Annotated in this window: 14 protein-coding genes; 11 read left to right on the top strand and 3 right to left on the bottom strand. The window is 34.6% G+C overall.

Translation table 11 applies throughout. The annotated features are described in order from the left end of the window. The first annotated feature begins 2 nt into the window (after positions 1-2). A complete protein-coding gene (locus VB798_RS21870; RefSeq protein WP_323689374.1) occupies positions 3-5,168 on the top strand; it encodes a helicase-related protein in 5,166 nt (1,721 codons plus the stop codon). Between the two features lie 72 nt (positions 5,169-5,240). Further along, on the top strand, positions 5,241-5,558 hold the full coding sequence (locus VB798_RS21875) for a helix-turn-helix domain-containing protein (protein ID WP_323327697.1): 318 nt from the start codon (positions 5,241-5,243) through the stop codon (positions 5,556-5,558). A gap of 38 nt (positions 5,559-5,596) precedes the next feature. On the opposite strand, the gene VB798_RS21880 is transcribed toward VB798_RS21875, so the two are convergent. Both VB798_RS21880 and VB798_RS21885 read right to left on the bottom strand, forming a co-directional pair. Next, positions 5,597-6,508 (bottom strand): zeta toxin family protein, encoded by a 912-nt coding sequence (locus VB798_RS21880; protein ID WP_323689375.1) that lies wholly within the window; start codon positions 6,506-6,508, stop codon positions 5,597-5,599. A 132-nt stretch (positions 6,509-6,640) separates the two neighbouring features. Further along, entirely contained in the window at positions 6,641-7,024 is a 384-nt protein-coding gene (locus VB798_RS21885; protein WP_323689376.1) for a transposase, read from the bottom strand. A 78-nt stretch (positions 7,025-7,102) separates the two neighbouring features. On the opposite strand from VB798_RS21885, the gene VB798_RS21890 reads away from it, so the two are divergent. The 8 genes from VB798_RS21890 (at position 7,103) to VB798_RS21925 (ending at position 14,161) form a co-directional block, all read left to right on the top strand. After that, positions 7,103-7,330: a hypothetical protein gene (locus VB798_RS21890; RefSeq protein WP_323689377.1), complete on the top strand. Its 228-nt coding sequence runs from the start codon at positions 7,103-7,105 to the stop codon at positions 7,328-7,330. 54 nt (positions 7,331-7,384) lie between these two features. Next, positions 7,385-7,711: a DUF4134 family protein gene (locus tag VB798_RS21895; RefSeq protein WP_323689378.1), complete on the top strand. Its 327-nt coding sequence runs from the start codon at positions 7,385-7,387 to the stop codon at positions 7,709-7,711. 66 nt (positions 7,712-7,777) lie between these two features. Then, entirely contained in the window at positions 7,778-8,035 is a 258-nt protein-coding gene (locus tag VB798_RS21900; protein ID WP_323689379.1) for a hypothetical protein, read from the top strand. A gap of 100 nt (positions 8,036-8,135) precedes the next feature. Next, the gene (locus VB798_RS21905; RefSeq protein ID WP_323689380.1) at positions 8,136-10,754 is read left to right on the top strand and encodes a TraG family conjugative transposon ATPase; all 2,619 of its coding nucleotides are present in this window, start codon (positions 8,136-8,138) and stop codon (positions 10,752-10,754) included. Continuing rightward, complete coding sequence (locus VB798_RS21910) at positions 10,747-11,403, top strand: hypothetical protein (protein WP_323689381.1); 657 nt, start codon at positions 10,747-10,749, stop codon at positions 11,401-11,403. Before VB798_RS21905 ends, VB798_RS21910 begins: the two co-directional genes overlap by 8 nt. A 59-nt stretch (positions 11,404-11,462) precedes the next feature. Then, positions 11,463-12,629, top strand: coding sequence for a conjugative transposon protein TraM (gene traM / locus VB798_RS21915; RefSeq protein ID WP_323689382.1), 1,167 nt, complete (start codon positions 11,463-11,465; stop codon positions 12,627-12,629). A gap of 3 nt (positions 12,630-12,632) precedes the next feature. Then, a complete protein-coding gene (gene traN / locus VB798_RS21920; RefSeq protein ID WP_323689383.1) occupies positions 12,633-13,589 on the top strand; it encodes a conjugative transposon protein TraN in 957 nt (318 codons plus the stop codon). Further along, positions 13,586-14,161 (top strand): hypothetical protein, encoded by a 576-nt coding sequence (locus tag VB798_RS21925; protein ID WP_323689384.1) that lies wholly within the window; start codon positions 13,586-13,588, stop codon positions 14,159-14,161. Before traN ends, VB798_RS21925 begins: the two co-directional genes overlap by 4 nt. 122 nt (positions 14,162-14,283) lie before the next feature. Here the strand turns inward: VB798_RS21925 and VB798_RS21930 are convergent, their stop codons facing one another. Then, complete coding sequence (locus VB798_RS21930) at positions 14,284-15,462, bottom strand: ATP-binding protein (protein WP_323689385.1); 1,179 nt, start codon at positions 15,460-15,462, stop codon at positions 14,284-14,286. A gap of 776 nt (positions 15,463-16,238) precedes the next feature. Between VB798_RS21930 and VB798_RS21935 the strand changes: the two genes are divergently transcribed. Beyond that, entirely contained in the window at positions 16,239-17,426 is a 1,188-nt protein-coding gene (locus tag VB798_RS21935) for a hypothetical protein (RefSeq protein ID WP_323689386.1), read from the top strand. Positions 17,427-17,450 lie beyond the last annotated feature (24 nt).

Consider the following 17,450-nt stretch of genomic DNA (forward strand, 5'->3'; position numbering starts at 1 on the left):
AAATGTCCTATCAAAAAAAGCAAGTCCTCAAAGATAATTTGGAGGGCCTCAAAACTGCGTACCAAATCCTCGAAGAAAATAGAGCTGCCAGCCCTGAAGAGAAAGAGATACTCTCAAAATTTAAGGGCTGGGGTGGTCTAAAAGAATTACTCTTGCCTTTGGATAATATCTCTTCTTGGAGTTTAGAGTCGCTAAAAATTAAGCCTCACATTGAAGAACTACATACTTACTTATCCTCAAAGCCAAACTACGAGCAAAATATCGAGAGTATCAAAAACAGTATTCTTACCAGTTTTTATACCTCCCCTGAACTCATTCGCTCCATTGGAAATGCCCTACTAAAAAATGGTGTGAAAGCTGATAATTATCTTGACCCAAGTGCGGGTTCTGGCCTATTTTTTAGCGAGTTTCAAAAACTGGGAATTGCCATGAAAGATAGCCTACTCTTGGAGAAAGACGATTTAACCGCTAAAATCTTAAAGGCTCTTCATGCTAACGGTGTAAATGCTCCTTTTGAAACTGTTGGTAAGCATAAAATGAGTACTTATGATTTAATATCTTCCAATATTCCTTTTGGTGATTTTAAGGTTTTTGACCCAATTTATAATCTCAATAAGAATAAAGTAAAACGACAGGCGAGTAATCATATTCACAATTTCTTCCTCGTCAAATCGCTTGACTTGTTGAAGGAAGGCGGGGTCTTAGCGCATATTATGCCTTATGGTGTTTTGGATAGTCCTGCCCATTTGCCCATCAGACAATTTGTTATGGCTAATGCAAATCTCATTTCAGCGATTCGATTACCTCAAAATACTTTCTTAGATGCCGGGACTCAGGCTGGTGCTGATTTGTTGATTTTACAAAAGACTGGTCCAAAAACTTCGCTGAATCCAATGGAGCAATCTTTAGTGCGAACTGCTTTGATTACTCATGAACAGTCCTCCCATAAATTTCAACTCAATGAATTCTTCCATCTGAATCGTAATGCTATCATTTCTGATGAGTTGACCTTCGGGAAAGATCAATATGGAAGACCCAATTTAGCGTATTTAAAAGCGGGTGGACTCCCTGAAATTTGTAAAGTGGTGGATGAAATTTTGGCATCTGATTTCAAGAAAAACTTTACCATTAATCTTGCTGTGAAATCGCCAGAACCTTCGCTTTTTCAAGCAAATCTTGTGGGGAAAAAGACTAATCTTTTTCAATTAGACCTCTTTGCCCCTGCTGCTCCTGTTAATCCTATTGAAACCACTTTATCAATTACGCAAGCATTGCCCAAAAATATTCCTTATAAAACGCCACTGACCGAAAGAGATATTGATGGTCAATTTGTGGTTGAAAATGATAAATTATATAAGCTTAAAATTGATGTTGGTGCTAATTACCTTGTTCCCACTGATTATACTTTGGAACTGCAAAATATGTATTTGGCTGTGATGCAAATCCGCAAGACTTATGATGATTTGTATCGCTACGAATTAGCTGAAAAAATTGAGCATTCCTTTTTAAGAAAATCACTGAATGATCTATACGATAACTTTAAGAGTGTTTATGGAACCCTCAATACCAATAGAATTTATTTAGACGAAGACCCGAAGAATAAGCAAGTTTTCGGATTAGAGCGGGTTGAAAATAAAGAGTTTGTCAAGTCCGATATTTTTCATAAACCTGTTGGTTTTAATCAGGTACATGAATATTCTGTCAAGGATGCTTTCTATTTTTCGCTCAATCAATATGGTTTTGCTGATGTGCCTTACATAGCTAAACTTAGTCAACATAATGAAGCGGCCATTGAACAGCAATTACTTGCGGAAAAACTTATTGCTTTTAATCCTAAAACAGCAAGGTTTGAAGGTTTTACTTCTGTCATTTCAGGGAATGTGGTCGAGAAAATCAATTGGTTAGAAAACAATTTACCTCATATTGAAGACCAACAAAAAAAGGAAAGATTACAGCATACTTTAGATTGTTTAAAGGAGGTTCTCCCCACTCCTATTAGTTATAATGATTTAGATTTTAATCTGGGGGAAAGATGGATTTCTCCTAAAATCTATGAACGCTTTGCTCGTCAGCTTTTTAATAGTTCAAGTGTTACCGTAGATTATTTAGAAAATACTGACAACTACATGATTAGATACCAAAAGTATGAACGCAATGAGAATATTAATACTTTGTATGCCGTTACTGCCGACAACAATAAAGTAAATGGAATTGATTTGCTAGAACATGCTCTGTACAATACTACGCCAAAAATGGAAAAGTTAATTGGCTATGATGCTGACAGAGGTAAAAATATTTATGTAACTGATAAGGATAAAACCATTCTGGTCAATAACAAGATTGAGGATATCAGAAACAAATTCGTCGCCTTTTTGAATGAACAAGACATTGATTTTAAGAACGATTTAGCCAAAACTTATAATCAGAAGTTTAATTGCTACGTAAAACCTCAATATGATGGTGGACATTTAACTTTCCCCCAATTAAACCTACAGAATTTAGGCATTCCTGGTTTATATAAATCGCAGAAAGATGCCGCTTGGGCTTTGATTCAGCAAGATGGTGGCATTGTTGACCATCAAGTGGGTTTAGGTAAATCATTGACGATGATTGTAACAAGCCATGAAATGAAACGCTTGGGCGTGGCTAATAAACCTTTGATACTTTGCTTGAAAGCTAACATTGCTCAGATTGCTGAAACCTATAAAAAGGCTTATCCTGATGCCAGCTTGCTTTACAGTGGTGATGTTGATTTTAGTAAAAAGAATCGGGAGAATATCTTCAATCAAATCAAGAATAATAATTGGGATTGTGTTATTCTTACTCATGAGCAGTTTAGCAAAATACCTCATTCCCATGAAGCCTTTTCGGCTGTTCTTGGTGATGAGTTGAATAATCTAAACAAAGATTTGAAAGTGATGAATACTATGTCTCAAACGTATGAGACCAAACAACAATACAAAGGCTTACTGAAACGACAAGCTAATTTAGAAAGTAAGCTTAAAACTAAAATGGAAGCGATTAAGGAACATCGTGACGATGTACTCAACTTCGATTCTATGGGGATTGACCATATTTTTGTCGATGAATCGCATATTTACAAAAATCTTACTTATAGCACTCGTCATAATAATGTGGCTGGACTAGGAAGTATGGAAGGAAGTGATAGAGCTTTAAATATGTTGGTTGCGCTACGAACTTTACAAGAGAAAAAAGGGAGAGATTTAGGGGTTACTTTTCTGTCTGGAACGCCCATTTCGAATTCTTTGAATGAACTGTATTTGTTATTTAAATACCTTCGACCCAAAGAATTAAAGAAACAACAGATTTTTAATTTCGATTCTTGGATTGCTACTTATGGTGTTAAATCAACCGAGTACGAAATCTCCATCACCAATAATATCATTCAGAAAGAACGTTTTCGAGAGTACATCAAAGTCCCTGAATTAGCTATTTTCTATAGTCAAATTACAGATTATAAAACAAGTGATATGGTTGGTATTTTCCCAGCTAAAGCTAAAACTGAATTAGTGGTATTACCGCAAACCAAGGAGCAACAAGACTTTTCTTTACGCTTACAAGATTTTGCCAATTCTGGTGATGGTACTTTAATCTATCGTAATCCTTTAAGTGAAAGTGAAGAAAAGGCGAAGATGCTAATTGCCACCAATGAGAGTAAAAAAATGGCATTGGACATGCGCTTGATTCATCCCAGCTTTAACGACGATGTCAATAATAAAATCAATCAATGCTGTCATAAAGTATTAGATTACTATCAGGAAGGTAACAACTTCAAAGCGACTCAAATGATTTTCTGTGATTTAAGTACTCCTTCTTCTAAAAGTACCGGCTTCAATGTATATTTTGCCATCAAGGATAAGTTGATAGAAAAAGGCTTAAAACCTGAGGAAATCGCATTTATTCAATCTTTCAAAACGGATAAACAACGAGAAAAACTCTTTGAAAAAATGAATAATGGTGAAGTACGAGTTTTGATTGGCTCGACTAGTACTTTAGGTACAGGCGTAAATGCACAGCGTCGAATGATTGCCATGCACCATTTAGATATTCCATGGAAGCCTTCTGAGTTTGAACAGCGCATTGGTCGAGGTGCCAGACAAGGAAACGAATATGCCATGAAGTTTAATAACAATGAAGTACATAATTTTGTCTATGCCGTTGAACAGACTTTAGACTCTTATAAGTTCAATCTCCTACTTAACAAGAGTATTTTTATCAATCAGATTAAATCGAATCAGCTGGGTGTACGAAAAATTGATGAAGGTGGTATGGACGAAGCCAATGGCATGAATTATGCCGAGTACTGCGCCATTCTTTCTGGAAATACCATGCTCCTTGATAAAGCTAAATTAGAACGTGAGCTTGGAAAGGTAGAATCTGAAAAGTTTATGTTTTTAAAAGATCAACGATTGGCTGAAGAAAAGATAGAGGGTTTGGAAACTTCCTTACGGCTAAATGAAATAAAAAAAGAAGCATTGCTGAAAGATCAAAAGTTCCTTTTAGAGCAACATGTAGATTTTAAGTCAGAAAAAATTAATCTTGACAAATACCTGATTAATTCCAAGAGCTTAGAAAGTTTTATTACTCGTCATTCAGACTCCCTTTTTGATAAAAAGGAACTTGATATAAGGACTGAAAAAGGATTAGGCACCTATCTTGTTAAATTAAGAGATAGCATCTCTCAAGAAGGAATTACAGAAGTTGGCACTTATGCAGGCTTTAAAATGTATTTTGAGGCGACTAAGATAAGGGACTTTGATAACAGAGTAAGTTTAGAGAATATCTTAATCTTGCAGGGACAGAGTAATGAAAAGTATGCTTTCAATAGTGGTTATCTTGCCAGTACGCCAGACATTGCTGTACAATATCCTCAAAGAGCACTCATCAAAATTCCTGTATTATTAGAAAGCGTTCAACAGAACATTGAAAACATTAACAAGAACATCAATGATTTAAGAAAGTTTATCCAAGAGGACTTTAAAGGAGAAAATGAACTCATTAAAGTCAAGAAAGAACTTGATTCCCTAAAAGAAAAGATTGATCAAACCATTGAAAAGAAGGAAAAGTCCATCAATATTACTCCATCCAGCAATGCTGATGAGCAGGTTGTTGAGATGGAAAAGAAAGGGATGAGGGTTAAAATTTGAAATAATCAGATTAATTCATAATGTTTGATATTATAAACATTAGTTTGATATTTGTTCATAATATCAAACATTATGAATGCTAAAACAACTATATTATTACCGACTGCGGCTAAAATATTAGCTCAATTGGGAGAAGATATTAAACTGGCTCGTCTAAGAAGGAATTTGAGTACGGAACAAGTTGCTGAACGTGCTAATATTAGTCGTACCACATTATGGCTAATTGAAAAAGGTACACCAAGTGTTACGATGGGGGCATACTTGCAAGTACTATTTGTATTGGGTTTAGAAAAAAACTTTCTAAACCTAGCCAATGATGATACTTTAGGTAGAAAATTACAAGATGCTGATTTATTGGTCAAAAAACGGGCAAGTAAAAAAGCTAAATGAGTGTGTTTATCTGCTTACAAAACAATCCTTTCAAATAATCACGCTGCCGTCATCTTTTTACTTTTAGTTTTTCCTTCCTTACCTTCTAAAATAAACTTGAAGTTAAAATCGAAACGTACTTTCTCTAAAAAGTTAGCTTCTCTATTTGCTTTCATGGCTTTTACTTTTTGAGCTTTCTCTTTTAAATAAGCTAATTCTGTCGAAGTAAAATCTTTGTTTTGTTCATCCAAATAAGCTTCTAAAGCCTTCTCCTTCTTTTCTTCCAAGATGGTTGGCTTGGATTTTAATACCCCATTTTCTTCAAAAGTATGAAGTTGGTAAATACTTATTTTATCCAGTAATTGCTGTTCATATAACGTTTGAAGTGTCTGAGGAATCTTATTACATAGCTGATCGTGATACTGTTTAGATACTAGCCTTCCGCTCTTTTCAGTTAGTAACCGATGTTCATATGCTTCTTCTGCATTCAAATAACTAAACATTTTATTGATGGATAGTACTTTCAAGGCTATCACATAAGCCTGCTCTTTGTATTTACTTAATCGTTGAACTGCTTTTTCTGCATTACCTAAACTTGCTTCCAATACAACATTGTAATGGTTTTGAATGGCATAATCCTCAATATGTAGCAAAAGTTCTTTGGTAAAATCTGCTGTTAGTGGCAGCAACATATCAGGATATTCCTGCTTAATCTCAGTAACATTAGGATGGTAGTTACGTAAAGTATCAGCTGACAATAGCATGGAATTTCCAGCAAGCTCTTCTCTAGCCATAAGAATTAACTCTTCCTTCTTACTCCCTGATTGCCCACCCACAATAATCAAACTTGGTTTCTCTGAAGGAGTTGTATGAAGGATACTATCATGAATAGCATTTAACTTAATCTTTTCAATTTGTTCAGCACTCACAAAGAATCGCTCTTTGAGACCTGACAATAAATCCATCTGCATAAAAGTAATATGAATTGAATTGTGGTTATATTGGTAAAATTACACAATTTGTTTAATTTATTCAATACACTACCACCAAACTAACAAAAAGATTATATTATATATATTTAAATTTAATCTTAAAACGCTAAGCTAATCTTTTAATCCTTTCTGATTGAATACAAAAGCTTCCATTAATTCATCATTCCTTACTCCTATCGTTTGAATAAAATGTTGCCTTGTCCAAAGGCTTGGGGTTTTTGATTTAAGCTGAGGATAACTCTTTTTTAATTCTCCCGCCAAGTATGCCTTTAAATTAGTAATGATTACATGAGGAGACTCCATCGCTATCTCTGTACTTATTTCAAGGATAACCGTATGTTTATCTCTAATGTCTAATGACAATAATGCTATGGAGTTTTCATAACAATAACGATATGTAAGATTCAAAAAATCTGCATGAAGCTCTTCAGTCAAAAGTGTTTTTTTATACTTAGTGCAAAAGATAATACAATACTGTAAAATATTTTCTTTCATTTTTATTAGTTTAGTATATACTTATCTATTTTTTTATTATATTTGATATATAAATAGTCAATTCAAAATTATACAATTATGAATCATTCTTCAATTTTATTATTTAACTGGAACGTATATGGAATAGGGGTAGGAACTTTAACCCTCTGTACTTGGGCTGTTTTCTTCTTCTATGATTACTTTATCAGTGGTCAGCATAGCAAAGAATCTATGTTTGACAATCCTTCTTCTTTAGGTAAATCATTAGATACTCGTACCCAAATTCAAGCCGAAAAGGTGGAGTTTGATGCGATGATTAATCAGTGATTGTTTTCTTTCTGAATTTATGAGCAAATTTTTTAACCCTAAATCTATTCTATCATGCAATCAAACAAGCAAAAAGTTAAGCATTTACTGCTGACTACTCTCTTCTCTTTGTATGGATGCTATATCCAAGCTCAATCTAATTGGGGGACTAAAGTGGCTTCCGCCTCTGAATCTGGGGCTACAGAAATCAGAAGTATCATTGATGGTGTAACCACACTACTCATGGCAATCTCGGGTGTAGTTTTCCTCATAGGCATTACCTCTGCTGGTTTTAAGTATAAACAAGGCGATCAACAAGCCTTTAAAAACCTTCAGGGTGTTTTGATGGGTTCATTAGTCATCCTCATTGGTGTTGGGCTTTCGAAAATCTTATTTTTCTAGCAAATGATTACCCAATATTACACCCACAAAGGCGTGAATCAACCGCCTTATTTTAAAGGCTTCCCCATGTCTTTAATCATTGTTTGGGCTGTTATCTTACTAGTAACCATGTTAGTATGTTTAATCATTGCTATTAAAATTGGGCATTTATTGATTGGTTCTTTATTTTCAATCATTACGGTTGCTTGTGTTGGCTTTTTCTCTTTCATCTTTCTTAGAAAAATTGGGCCTTTCGGTTATGAAAAGATGTTGGTAAAGTATTTTTTTCGGGTTCATAAAATAGCAGGTGGAAGACCTACTATGACCAAGATAAGATTGTTTTAAACTCAGTCCTTGTATTTACTCTTGTACTTATTCTTGTACTTACTTGAAAAAGGTATTGGTTTCTAAGCTTGTTTCACCGCTAAACCTAATTATCTATTCTATGATTATTAATAACAAAGAAAGCTTTCCCATTATCGGTGCGACTGATTTTGGGGCTTTACTCAGTCGAAATGGTGATATAACCTTATGTTATGAAGGTGTTTTTGCTAACCTAAATACTTTATCAGCTGATAGCTATCAGCAAGTTAACCTCAATTTTAAAAATGCGTTTTCGAGCCTTCCTGCTCATACGCTTTTACATGCGCAGACATTTTTTTGTTTTAACGATTATGCTGAGGGTGATATTAACTTACAAGCTTCCTCTGAAACTTATCTTGGAGGAGCTAACGAACGTTTACTTTTTGAAAAAAGGTTTAAGCAAACCAAAAGTTATCTATTTTTCACTTTGGTTAATACTCCTCCTACCAAGAAAACGCTCTCTACCAATGGTATTTTTAGTTCGCTTATCAAAGTAGAAAAGAAGAACATACAAAAAGAGTCTATTGAGAAATTTACCAGCAGTATTGAGATTTTTCTTAGAACATTAGCACAAGGCATGAACTTTTCTTTTCATTTGGTGAGTGAGAAGGATTTATTAGGCACTAAAAGCCATCTTAATCTCTGTGAAAAATACATGATGCTCACCCAAGATACTCAAGATGCGATCAAGGATGTAATTTACCTGCCTGATAAAAACTGCTTGAAAGTGGGTGATAAATACTGTGGAATCTATCAAATTGACTCCATCCTGTCTATCAACGATACCATTTCAAGTTTTACGGGGGATAAAAACCTTTCGACTGAAATTAGTTTTTTCCCTGCTGCCTTGTGTAAATCTTTTACGCATAAAATAGACGGAGAGTGTATTTACAATGTGGTGATTTATAAAGAAAGTCTTGAAAATGTGAAGTCATCTCTGCAAAGCCTTATCAAGCAAAAAAGTGGAATTCTCTCCTTTTCAGAGGAAAATGAACACTCTTTACAGGATACCAAACTCTTTCTTCAAAACTTGATTGATGGATCTGGGCGCTTATCCCCTATTCGCTTTTATGCCAATCTAGTTTTCTGGCATGCTCATAGTTATGAAGATTTTAAAGTATTCAAGTCTCAAATCAATGATGGATTCAAAAAAGTTGATTTAATTCCTTTTGAGTCCAATGAAGAATTACCCATTGTCTTTATGAATACCATGCCGGGCAATGCTGGTAACATCGGTGCTGACCAAATGATTTTGACCTATGATGCGGTGGGTTCATCTTTTTTAAACTTTGAAGAAACCTTTGCCTTTGATGGGAAATCAGCCTTGGGTTTGCCGCTTGTCAATCGCAATGGGGCAAGAGTAATTGTTGATGTATTTGCTGAAAGTGGTAATTCAAGACAGCGAAAAGCCATTACAGGGTATAATTTCTTTTGCTTGGGACCAACGGGTTCAGGAAAATCAGTAAGCATGAATTATTTAGTCCGCTGGGCAGTAGAAAGTGGTGCATTTGTGATGCTTGTTGACGTAGGACATAGTTATGAAAACCTTTGCAAAAATTATCTCAAAGGTTCTTACTTTTCTTTTGGTGATGAAGTACCTATTCAAATTAATCCTTTTGTGATTGATACTGAAATGCCCTCCGAAAGGCGTTTGGATATGATGCTAAAAATGCTTCTCAAAGCTTGGAAAGGAGATGACCTGCCTAGTAAACTAGATGAAAACATTGTGTTACAATCCATTTGCTATTATTACAATTATGTAGCAACAAAGAAAAGAGAGGAAAACGAAAGCATTCCACTTTGTTTTAATAGCTATTATGAATACATGGCGAGTGTTTTTAGACAAAAGGATTTACCGCATTTGAACACTTCTAAGCTTTTTGATATCAACCACTTTTTAGATGTATTAAAGATTTTTCATGTGGGTGGTATTTATGCAGAGGTATTAAATGCTTCTTATCAAATTGACCTTAAAAATGAGCGTTTTATCGTCTTTGAATTAGATAATATCAAAGGGAATAAAGTGCTTTTCCCGCTCGTCGTCATTTACATGATGGGTACTTATGAGGAGATTCTCAAAGAAAAGCTCAACCAAAGAAAATATCTCATTATCGAAGAAGCTTGGAAGGCTATCATGTCGGATATGTTTGCAGAGTACATCAAAGAGGTTTATAAAACTGCTAGAAAGTTTAAAGGAACTATTGGTTTGGTAACCCAGGAATTAGATGACATCATCTCCTCTCCTATTATCAAAGAAACAGTCGTTACTCAGTCAGACATTAAGTTTATTCTTTCTATGGCTAAGTACATGAAGAAGATTGATAAAATCGCTCAGGTACTTTCTTTGGAAGATAAACATGTTACCATGTTGTTAAGTCTTAATCGTGATTTAAAAACAGATGACAGGTTCAGAGAATTATTGATTCTTTGGACAAATGAGGTGTATGGCGTCTATGGCATTTTATTATCTCATAAAGAATACTGGGCATATACTACCGAAGCTCCTGAGAAGAATTTAGTCAAATTTCTTTATCTGAGGGAGTTCAACCGAAATTTTGAATTAACGATTAATTACCTCGCTGAATTAATGATGATGCTCAATGGCTCACCTCAAGCAGTTATCAAATTCTGTGATGAAAAATTCAATTATAATTCTAAAATCAGTCATAATCCTCGCATGATTTCCTATGAATATGAGTAAAGAAAAAAGCTTTGAAATCAAGTATCTCAGAGATATTGATCGCATTAACCATACAGGAAAATACCTTGTTTTTGGCGTATTGAGTTTTGCTCTCATCCTGATTATTACTTCAATGGTTTTGTATAAAGATGCTGTCACTTCTCAAAAGCCTAAACCCTACATCATGGATAAAAATGGAGAGATCCGTAAAGTATATGATGTTTATAATGATGGCTTTGAATTAGTAGCCAAAAAGGCGATGGTGGCTAAAGCCCATGAGCTTTTCTTTCGCTTAGAACCAGATGAGCAGCAAATCCATAGCAATATCCAAAAGAGTTTTTACTATGCTGACTTTATTCCATTGTACGAATTTTACAATAGTCAAAACTATTATAATAACATCGTTCAAAGAAATGCCATTCAGTATATCAAAGTCGATAGCATTGTCTTTAGAGGTTCTATGGGGCGATTTTATGGGAAAGTATTACTCAGAGGACAAGGGGGCGTTACCAAAGAAAGTTTTCTAGTGACTGAATTTTCGATGGAAGAAAGAGATAGAACGGATAATAATCTTTATGGCTTTTTTCTCAATAAAATGAAGGTCATTGGCAATAAGGAAATCAATAGTCGGGGTACAAAGGATGTGGTCATTAGCCCCGTCAATCCTTAGATTTCAAGGCATTTTCAATCCCTAATTTTGTTATAGTTGGCTCTTACCCTTTAAACAATATGGAAAAGTATTTTAACTTAAGCTTTCTTAAATATCCTATTTCACTGATAATCAATATGATTCTTGTGGGATTTTACTTGTACATCTTCCCTCCTAAAGATGGAACTGCCAAAACGCATGAAAATGAATTTTCAGCCATCAATTTTGACATTCCTGCGGCTGATAAAAAGATTGAAGAAAAAACACCTTTTAATCAAAAAAAGGAAATGGAGAATGAGCGTTTTTGGGCTACCGAGCCAGCACAAAATTCGCCCAATTCATGGGAGAACAATCCTGAGTATTTAGGAAAAACTCACGTTGATTCTTCTAAAATACTGGAGAAAAAGAAGAAGGTTTATTCAAATGAAAATAGGTCTTCTTATCAGGATAAAAACCTTCAAAGCATTAAGCGATTGGAGGAAAGAATCAAAGTATTAGAAACGGTCAATAAACCTAAAAACAATGTGACTACTCCGCTTAGAGCTAATAAAGACTCCGAAAAATCTAAAAACGATGGATTTAGCTTTAGTGATGATGATTTAAAAGCTAAAAACGATCAATCCACAGCATGGGATAATCCATTTTTATCACCTGTCAATAATCGCTTTTATGCTAATCATCAAATGAAAGAAGATATGCCAACCATTGGCATTGATCCCAGTAGCAACTTAGGAAAGAGTAAACAACATATTTTAATCAAAGGGAAATTATTAGAATCTAAAATAGTACGTAATAACACAACAGTCAAAATCATGCTGACTGAAAGTAAATCCTTGGGTAATCTTCATTATCAAGCGGGCGATATTATTGGGGCAAAAAGCCATATTCAGGGAGATAGACTATTACTTACTGTAGAGGGCTATATCAAAAATGATGTTTATCAAGCCCTTAACGCTCAGGTAATGGATCTTGATGGCTTGTTAGGCTTGAAAGTAAGTATTGATGCTGAAAACGAAATGAAAAAGAATGCTTGGGGGCAAAATGTAGGAAGTACTTTGGGCTCTATGAATCCGCTATTGGTTTATAATCCCCAAGGAAGTCTTGCCCAATCCGTCGGCAATCAGGTGGTGGGTTCTTTGGTAAATCAGTCCCTCAATGGTGCTAATCAATATGTCAATGCAAAAATTAGAGATGTAAAAGTTAGCATTAAAACTGGACAGCAACTCTTCCTCTTAATCAAATACTAATCTATGAAAAATCTGAAATATCTACTCTCTTGCTGTTTGGTGCTGTTTTCACTCTTGATGGAAGCACAGACATTGAACCTGATTAAAACTGATTCTACGGGTCTTATTTCTTCCGCCAATCAGAAGAAGGTCTTAACCTTCAAAGAGCATAACATCAAAGGGAGTTATCCTGTGAGTGTCGCTTTTTATAAGACTACTCATATTGTATTTGATGCTCCCATTAAGTATTTTGATGCTGGTTCTAACCGAATTATTTGTGATAGAGTGGAAGGTGTCGATAATGTATTAAAGCTTAAAGCAGCTCAAATAGGCATTTTTGAAACCAATGTCACTGTCATTACCCATGATGGAAAGTATTATAGTTTTCTGGTTTCCTATAACGAATCTCCCAATAAACTCAATATTACCATGGCAGCAGGTTTAAATGATGCTTTTGAGAAACAGGTTAGCGATAGACCAGAGAAAATAGTCTTTAGCGATACTTATTATACGGAAACGGAGATGATTCATTTCTCTAAAAAGATGATTGAGCTATCAAAAACTAGACATACTATTCAACACATTGCTGATAAAGTCGGAAAAGTACAGTTCAAACTCATACAGTTGGCTACTAAGGAAGGGAAGATTATTGCATGTATTAGCATGAAAAATAGCTCGCCCTTAGATTATGGCTTGGAGTACATAAAATTCTATGTGCGTGATAAAACAAAGCGCAAAAAGGAAGTTTCACAAGAAATTGAACTTAAACCCAATTTCGTTTACCTCGAACAAGAGGGTGCTCCAGATGGACGAAAACTAGGAGACGCTGGTGCTTATTTCAACTTTGTGTTTATGATGCCCAAGTTTTCAATTGGTAAAGACAAAAACTTTGAAATTGACATTGTAGAGAAAGACGGTAGCCGTAATATGAACCTTAAAGTTGACTATGAAACCTTTTACTATCAGATGAATAAATTATGAAAACATACGTTTTGATAGCCATTTTGATAACAGGATATTTAACTGACACTCAGGCACAAATCAGGAATAAAAGCACAAAATACCTTGAAGTTTCAAGCGGAATACCGTTACTTTTTGAGGATAACAATTTCCCACAAAACTGGCAACAAGGTGATAGATTTTATGCCATATCCTTGTGTTTTGGTACTGCTACATCCAATTATCATCGAATTGGTTTTGCTTATAGACAAGAGAAAATGCAAGATAATACTACCGCTTTACTTAAAAACTATCAACTAAAATACAGCTATGAAGCAACTTTACTGAAAGGAAAATATCATCTTTCATATCTCGGATTTTTATATGGATTAGGTGCTGGATTTCAATTACTTAGTAATGGAACAGCTAATGGTGCTAGTCAAGGTAAGGCTTATCCATTCTTGACAATTGGCTTTAATGTAGAGAAGTTTTTCTCTCCTAAAATAGCAGTTTTCGCCAAAGTTGATGCCGATGGAACAACCGCTGCGATTACTCGGCAAATCAAAGCAAATGCTCAAGTAGGTCTAAAATTTAAACTCTTTGATGCCCTGTAGGCCTAATAAACCTGATTGAACTTTAGTACATGCGGTAAATTTGTTATATCAATAAAAATCATTGGAATGGAAGTAATAAGCAGATTGATAAATCTGTCATGGTAATTGTAATTCCATAATAACTATTTCAACAACCTCAACGGTTCTAAGCGCTCCCACAATGCTTTTAGGCTACATACTTCCCAATATTCATTTACTTTATAGTTTTTTGATGAGGGAGTAACTATAAAGTTATGTTTAGTCTGCAAATCTTGAATTGCCTCCGTATTTCCCTTACTAGACGAAGGGTTATTTGATAGTTTTATTTCAAACGATACTATCATTTCATTACCTTTTAAAAGGCATAAATCTATTTCCGCCCCATTTTGTGTTCTATAATAAAATGCCTGAACATTGCCTGCCAAACGTCCAATAATTTGTTCAATTACATAACCCTCCCAAGAATGTCCTGCGGCTATATTTGAAATCAATTCATCATAATTCATAATATTTGATAGATAGTGTAATATCCCTGTATCTCTGAAATAGAGTTTGGGACTTTTTACAAGTCTCTTTCCAACATTGACATAGTATGGAGGTAATCTACGAATAACAAAGGAGTGTTCTAAATAATCAAGATACCCTTGTAAAGTACTCCCTGTTATACCCATAGAATTACCCAAATTAGTATAATTTAAGGTAGATCCCTGTATTGTTGTAAGCATGCGAATCAGTTTCTGCAAAACAACAGGTGAGGCTTTCAATCCTAACATTCTAAGGTCTATTTCAATATATGTCTTAATAAATGATTCCTGCCAATCAAACCATAAGCCCATATCAGGAGCTAGAAGAGCTTTCGGGAAACCACCTCTTAGCCAATGTGTTGATAAATCTATTCCTTCTTTCTGTGCTTCGTCAAACCTTATTGATGTTAACTCCCGGTACACAATTCTCCCCGCCAAAGTCTCCGAACTTTTCGACAATAACTCAGGAGATGCCGAACCCAACAAAATAAATCTCCCCCCTTCTGGTTTTTGATCAATTAAAGACCTTAACAACGGAAACAAAGATAGCATTCTTTGCACTTCATCAATTACCACTAGCTTATCAATGTTTTGCTCCAAAAACCATTGCGGATCTTTTTCTAAAAGAGCATAATCATTCAGATTCTCTAAATCAAGATACAATATTGGTTTGGATATTATATTAGATAAGGTTTTCACTAGGGTTGTTTTTCCAATCTGTCTTGGTCCAACTAAACCTAATGCAGGGAAAAATGAAAGTAGATGCGGTATCTCATCTAAAAGAGTTCTATGTATCATTATTCAAGTAAATCTTAAATTACATTTCAAATATACTTGAATAATCGCCATATATAAAGATATATGAGCTAAAATTTTACACTTAAGTAACCCAACAAATCGAAAATATCTTCTTTATTGCCCGTCATCAAAAGCAATAGAAAATAAATTTATTAGTTTAGTATATACTAATATAATTTTATTTTACTTTTGTTGTACATACATCTGCTACCTCAAACAAACTATGACTGTTTTTTATATAGACCTTTTCACCACCTTATGCTTTTTTGCATTCATTGCCTTTTTAGAAAGAAGGGGAATCATCAGGGATGAGATGAAGTTCTCATTGCCACTTGCACAGAAACTCAATTTATTGATTTATAAGAATAATAGACTATATGTGCTTCCATATTTCTATGCCATTACGCTTTTGAATGATATTGAAACTGTGTATGGTATAAAGCCATTTTTCGGGCAAATACTTTACTTTTTAATCGCTTTTTTTCTTCAGGGGTTGATATGGCTAAGCAGACACAAAATGACCTTTGTTGGTTTTTATAAGCAACTAAGATTTGTACTGCTAAAGCTTCATCTTAAATATTTTAAAATTCCCTCAAAGAATGCCTCAGATGAGCAAAAAGAAGAACTTTTACAAGAGAAAGCATCGACTCATTTTACGTTTCTTGAAATTTGTTTCCTGTTGAATTCATGTACTTTACCTGTACTTTTTATCATCAGTAATTCCTATTTTTTTGCAAAACTGTTTTCCTATTTTCTAAATCATAAATAATAAAAAGATGAAAAAATCACACTACCTCCTACTGGGTATTTTATTAAGCTTTACCGGCCATGCCGCAGTGATTGACCCTTCAAACCTTGCGCAAAATATTGCACAAGTTATCCAATCAAAACTGATGAGTAAAATTGAGGGAGACCATAAAGAAATTGCGAATTCTCAATTAAAAACAGAAAATCAAACAACGGCGGATGTCATTGGCATGAATTCAACCGAGAAAACGAGGCTAAACCTTGAAATAGCTGAGTTTAACTACAACAACAATCCTTCTGACTTAATTAAGAACTATTATGAAAAAGACATGAATATCAGAGGGAGAAATCAAGCGGTTTTAACGCATTTACAACAAGTAAAAAGTTATTTTCAGCAGGCTATCATACCCTTTATTAATCCCCTTCAAAAGCAATTATACATCACAAAGTTTAATGGTCTCTATCAAGGAATTATCAGCATAGATACTCGTTATCAACCCTTTACCAATACACAGGGTAATACTGCACCAATCTCTTTTGATACAAACCCTGCCTCTTATACCAATCAAGGAGAAACAGGTACGGGACTTGGCGCACAGGTCAATACCAAGGGCATTGAAAACAGTTTTAATGCGGCTACCCAGTCAGTCACCAATCAACTAACGACTCTCAGTACTTTAAAGAGTGAGTTTGAGAATTCCGATGGCTCAGAACAAATCAAACTCGCTGTGCTAGAACAGCACCTTATTCAGTTTGGCAATACTCAAGCTTTGAATAATTTCTACCAAACACTTCAGTCTGGTGGCAATCTTGGGAACGTCTTTAATAACCTTGAATCAAGTCTTTCAAATTCTATTGATGAACTTGCCTCTAATTTTCAAGACCAAATGGTTTCTACGCTATCAGATGCTTTAGGCCTAAACCTTGGAGGAATATTTGGTGGCTCTGCCAATGAAAAAGGGAAAGGTCAAGCTGTTGAAATCAATGCCAAATTAGGGCGATTATCCGACATTGATAGAATTCAATTAATCAATAAACAGGTTGATTTGTACACAAAAATTGATTCAGAAATCAATAAACTTCATGCCGAACTCATCACCCTTAAACAGCAACATGAAACTGCTCTGTTTAGTAAAGACAATAAGTTTAATGTTTCTGATTTCTATAAAAACTCTGGTGCTATGGATGCTGGAAAAATGATGAATTTCGATAAATAAACCTTTAAAATCTAATTCTCTTAA

This window comes from Arcicella lustrica (assembly GCF_034930985.1).
Lineage (GTDB): Bacteria > Bacteroidota > Bacteroidia > Cytophagales > Spirosomataceae > Arcicella > Arcicella lustrica.

What these genes read in the sequence shown, in the direction of transcription:
- VB798_RS21925 (WP_323689384.1), top strand. Translation starts at nt 13,586, where the DNA reads ATGAAAACATACGTTTTGATAGCCATTTTGATAACAGGATATTTAACT.
- VB798_RS21890 (WP_323689377.1), top strand. Translation starts at nt 7,103, where the DNA reads ATGAATCATTCTTCAATTTTATTATTTAACTGGAACGTATATGGAATA.
- VB798_RS21875 (WP_323327697.1), top strand. Translation starts at nt 5,241, where the DNA reads ATGAATGCTAAAACAACTATATTATTACCGACTGCGGCTAAAATATTA.
- traN (WP_323689383.1), top strand. Translation starts at nt 12,633, where the DNA reads ATGAAAAATCTGAAATATCTACTCTCTTGCTGTTTGGTGCTGTTTTCA.
- VB798_RS21930 (WP_323689385.1), bottom strand. Translation starts at nt 15,462, where the DNA reads ATGATACATAGAACTCTTTTAGATGAGATACCGCATCTACTTTCATTT.
- VB798_RS21895 (WP_323689378.1), top strand. Translation starts at nt 7,385, where the DNA reads ATGCAATCAAACAAGCAAAAAGTTAAGCATTTACTGCTGACTACTCTC.
- VB798_RS21885 (WP_323689376.1), bottom strand. Translation starts at nt 7,024, where the DNA reads ATGAAAGAAAATATTTTACAGTATTGTATTATCTTTTGCACTAAGTAT.
- VB798_RS21880 (WP_323689375.1), bottom strand. Translation starts at nt 6,508, where the DNA reads ATGCAGATGGATTTATTGTCAGGTCTCAAAGAGCGATTCTTTGTGAGT.
- VB798_RS21870 (WP_323689374.1), top strand. Translation starts at nt 3, where the DNA reads ATGTCCTATCAAAAAAAGCAAGTCCTCAAAGATAATTTGGAGGGCCTC.
- traM (WP_323689382.1), top strand. Translation starts at nt 11,463, where the DNA reads ATGGAAAAGTATTTTAACTTAAGCTTTCTTAAATATCCTATTTCACTG.
- VB798_RS21910 (WP_323689381.1), top strand. Translation starts at nt 10,747, where the DNA reads ATGAGTAAAGAAAAAAGCTTTGAAATCAAGTATCTCAGAGATATTGAT.
- VB798_RS21935 (WP_323689386.1), top strand. Translation starts at nt 16,239, where the DNA reads ATGAAAAAATCACACTACCTCCTACTGGGTATTTTATTAAGCTTTACC.
- VB798_RS21905 (WP_323689380.1), top strand. Translation starts at nt 8,136, where the DNA reads ATGATTATTAATAACAAAGAAAGCTTTCCCATTATCGGTGCGACTGAT.
- VB798_RS21900 (WP_323689379.1), top strand. Translation starts at nt 7,778, where the DNA reads ATGTCTTTAATCATTGTTTGGGCTGTTATCTTACTAGTAACCATGTTA.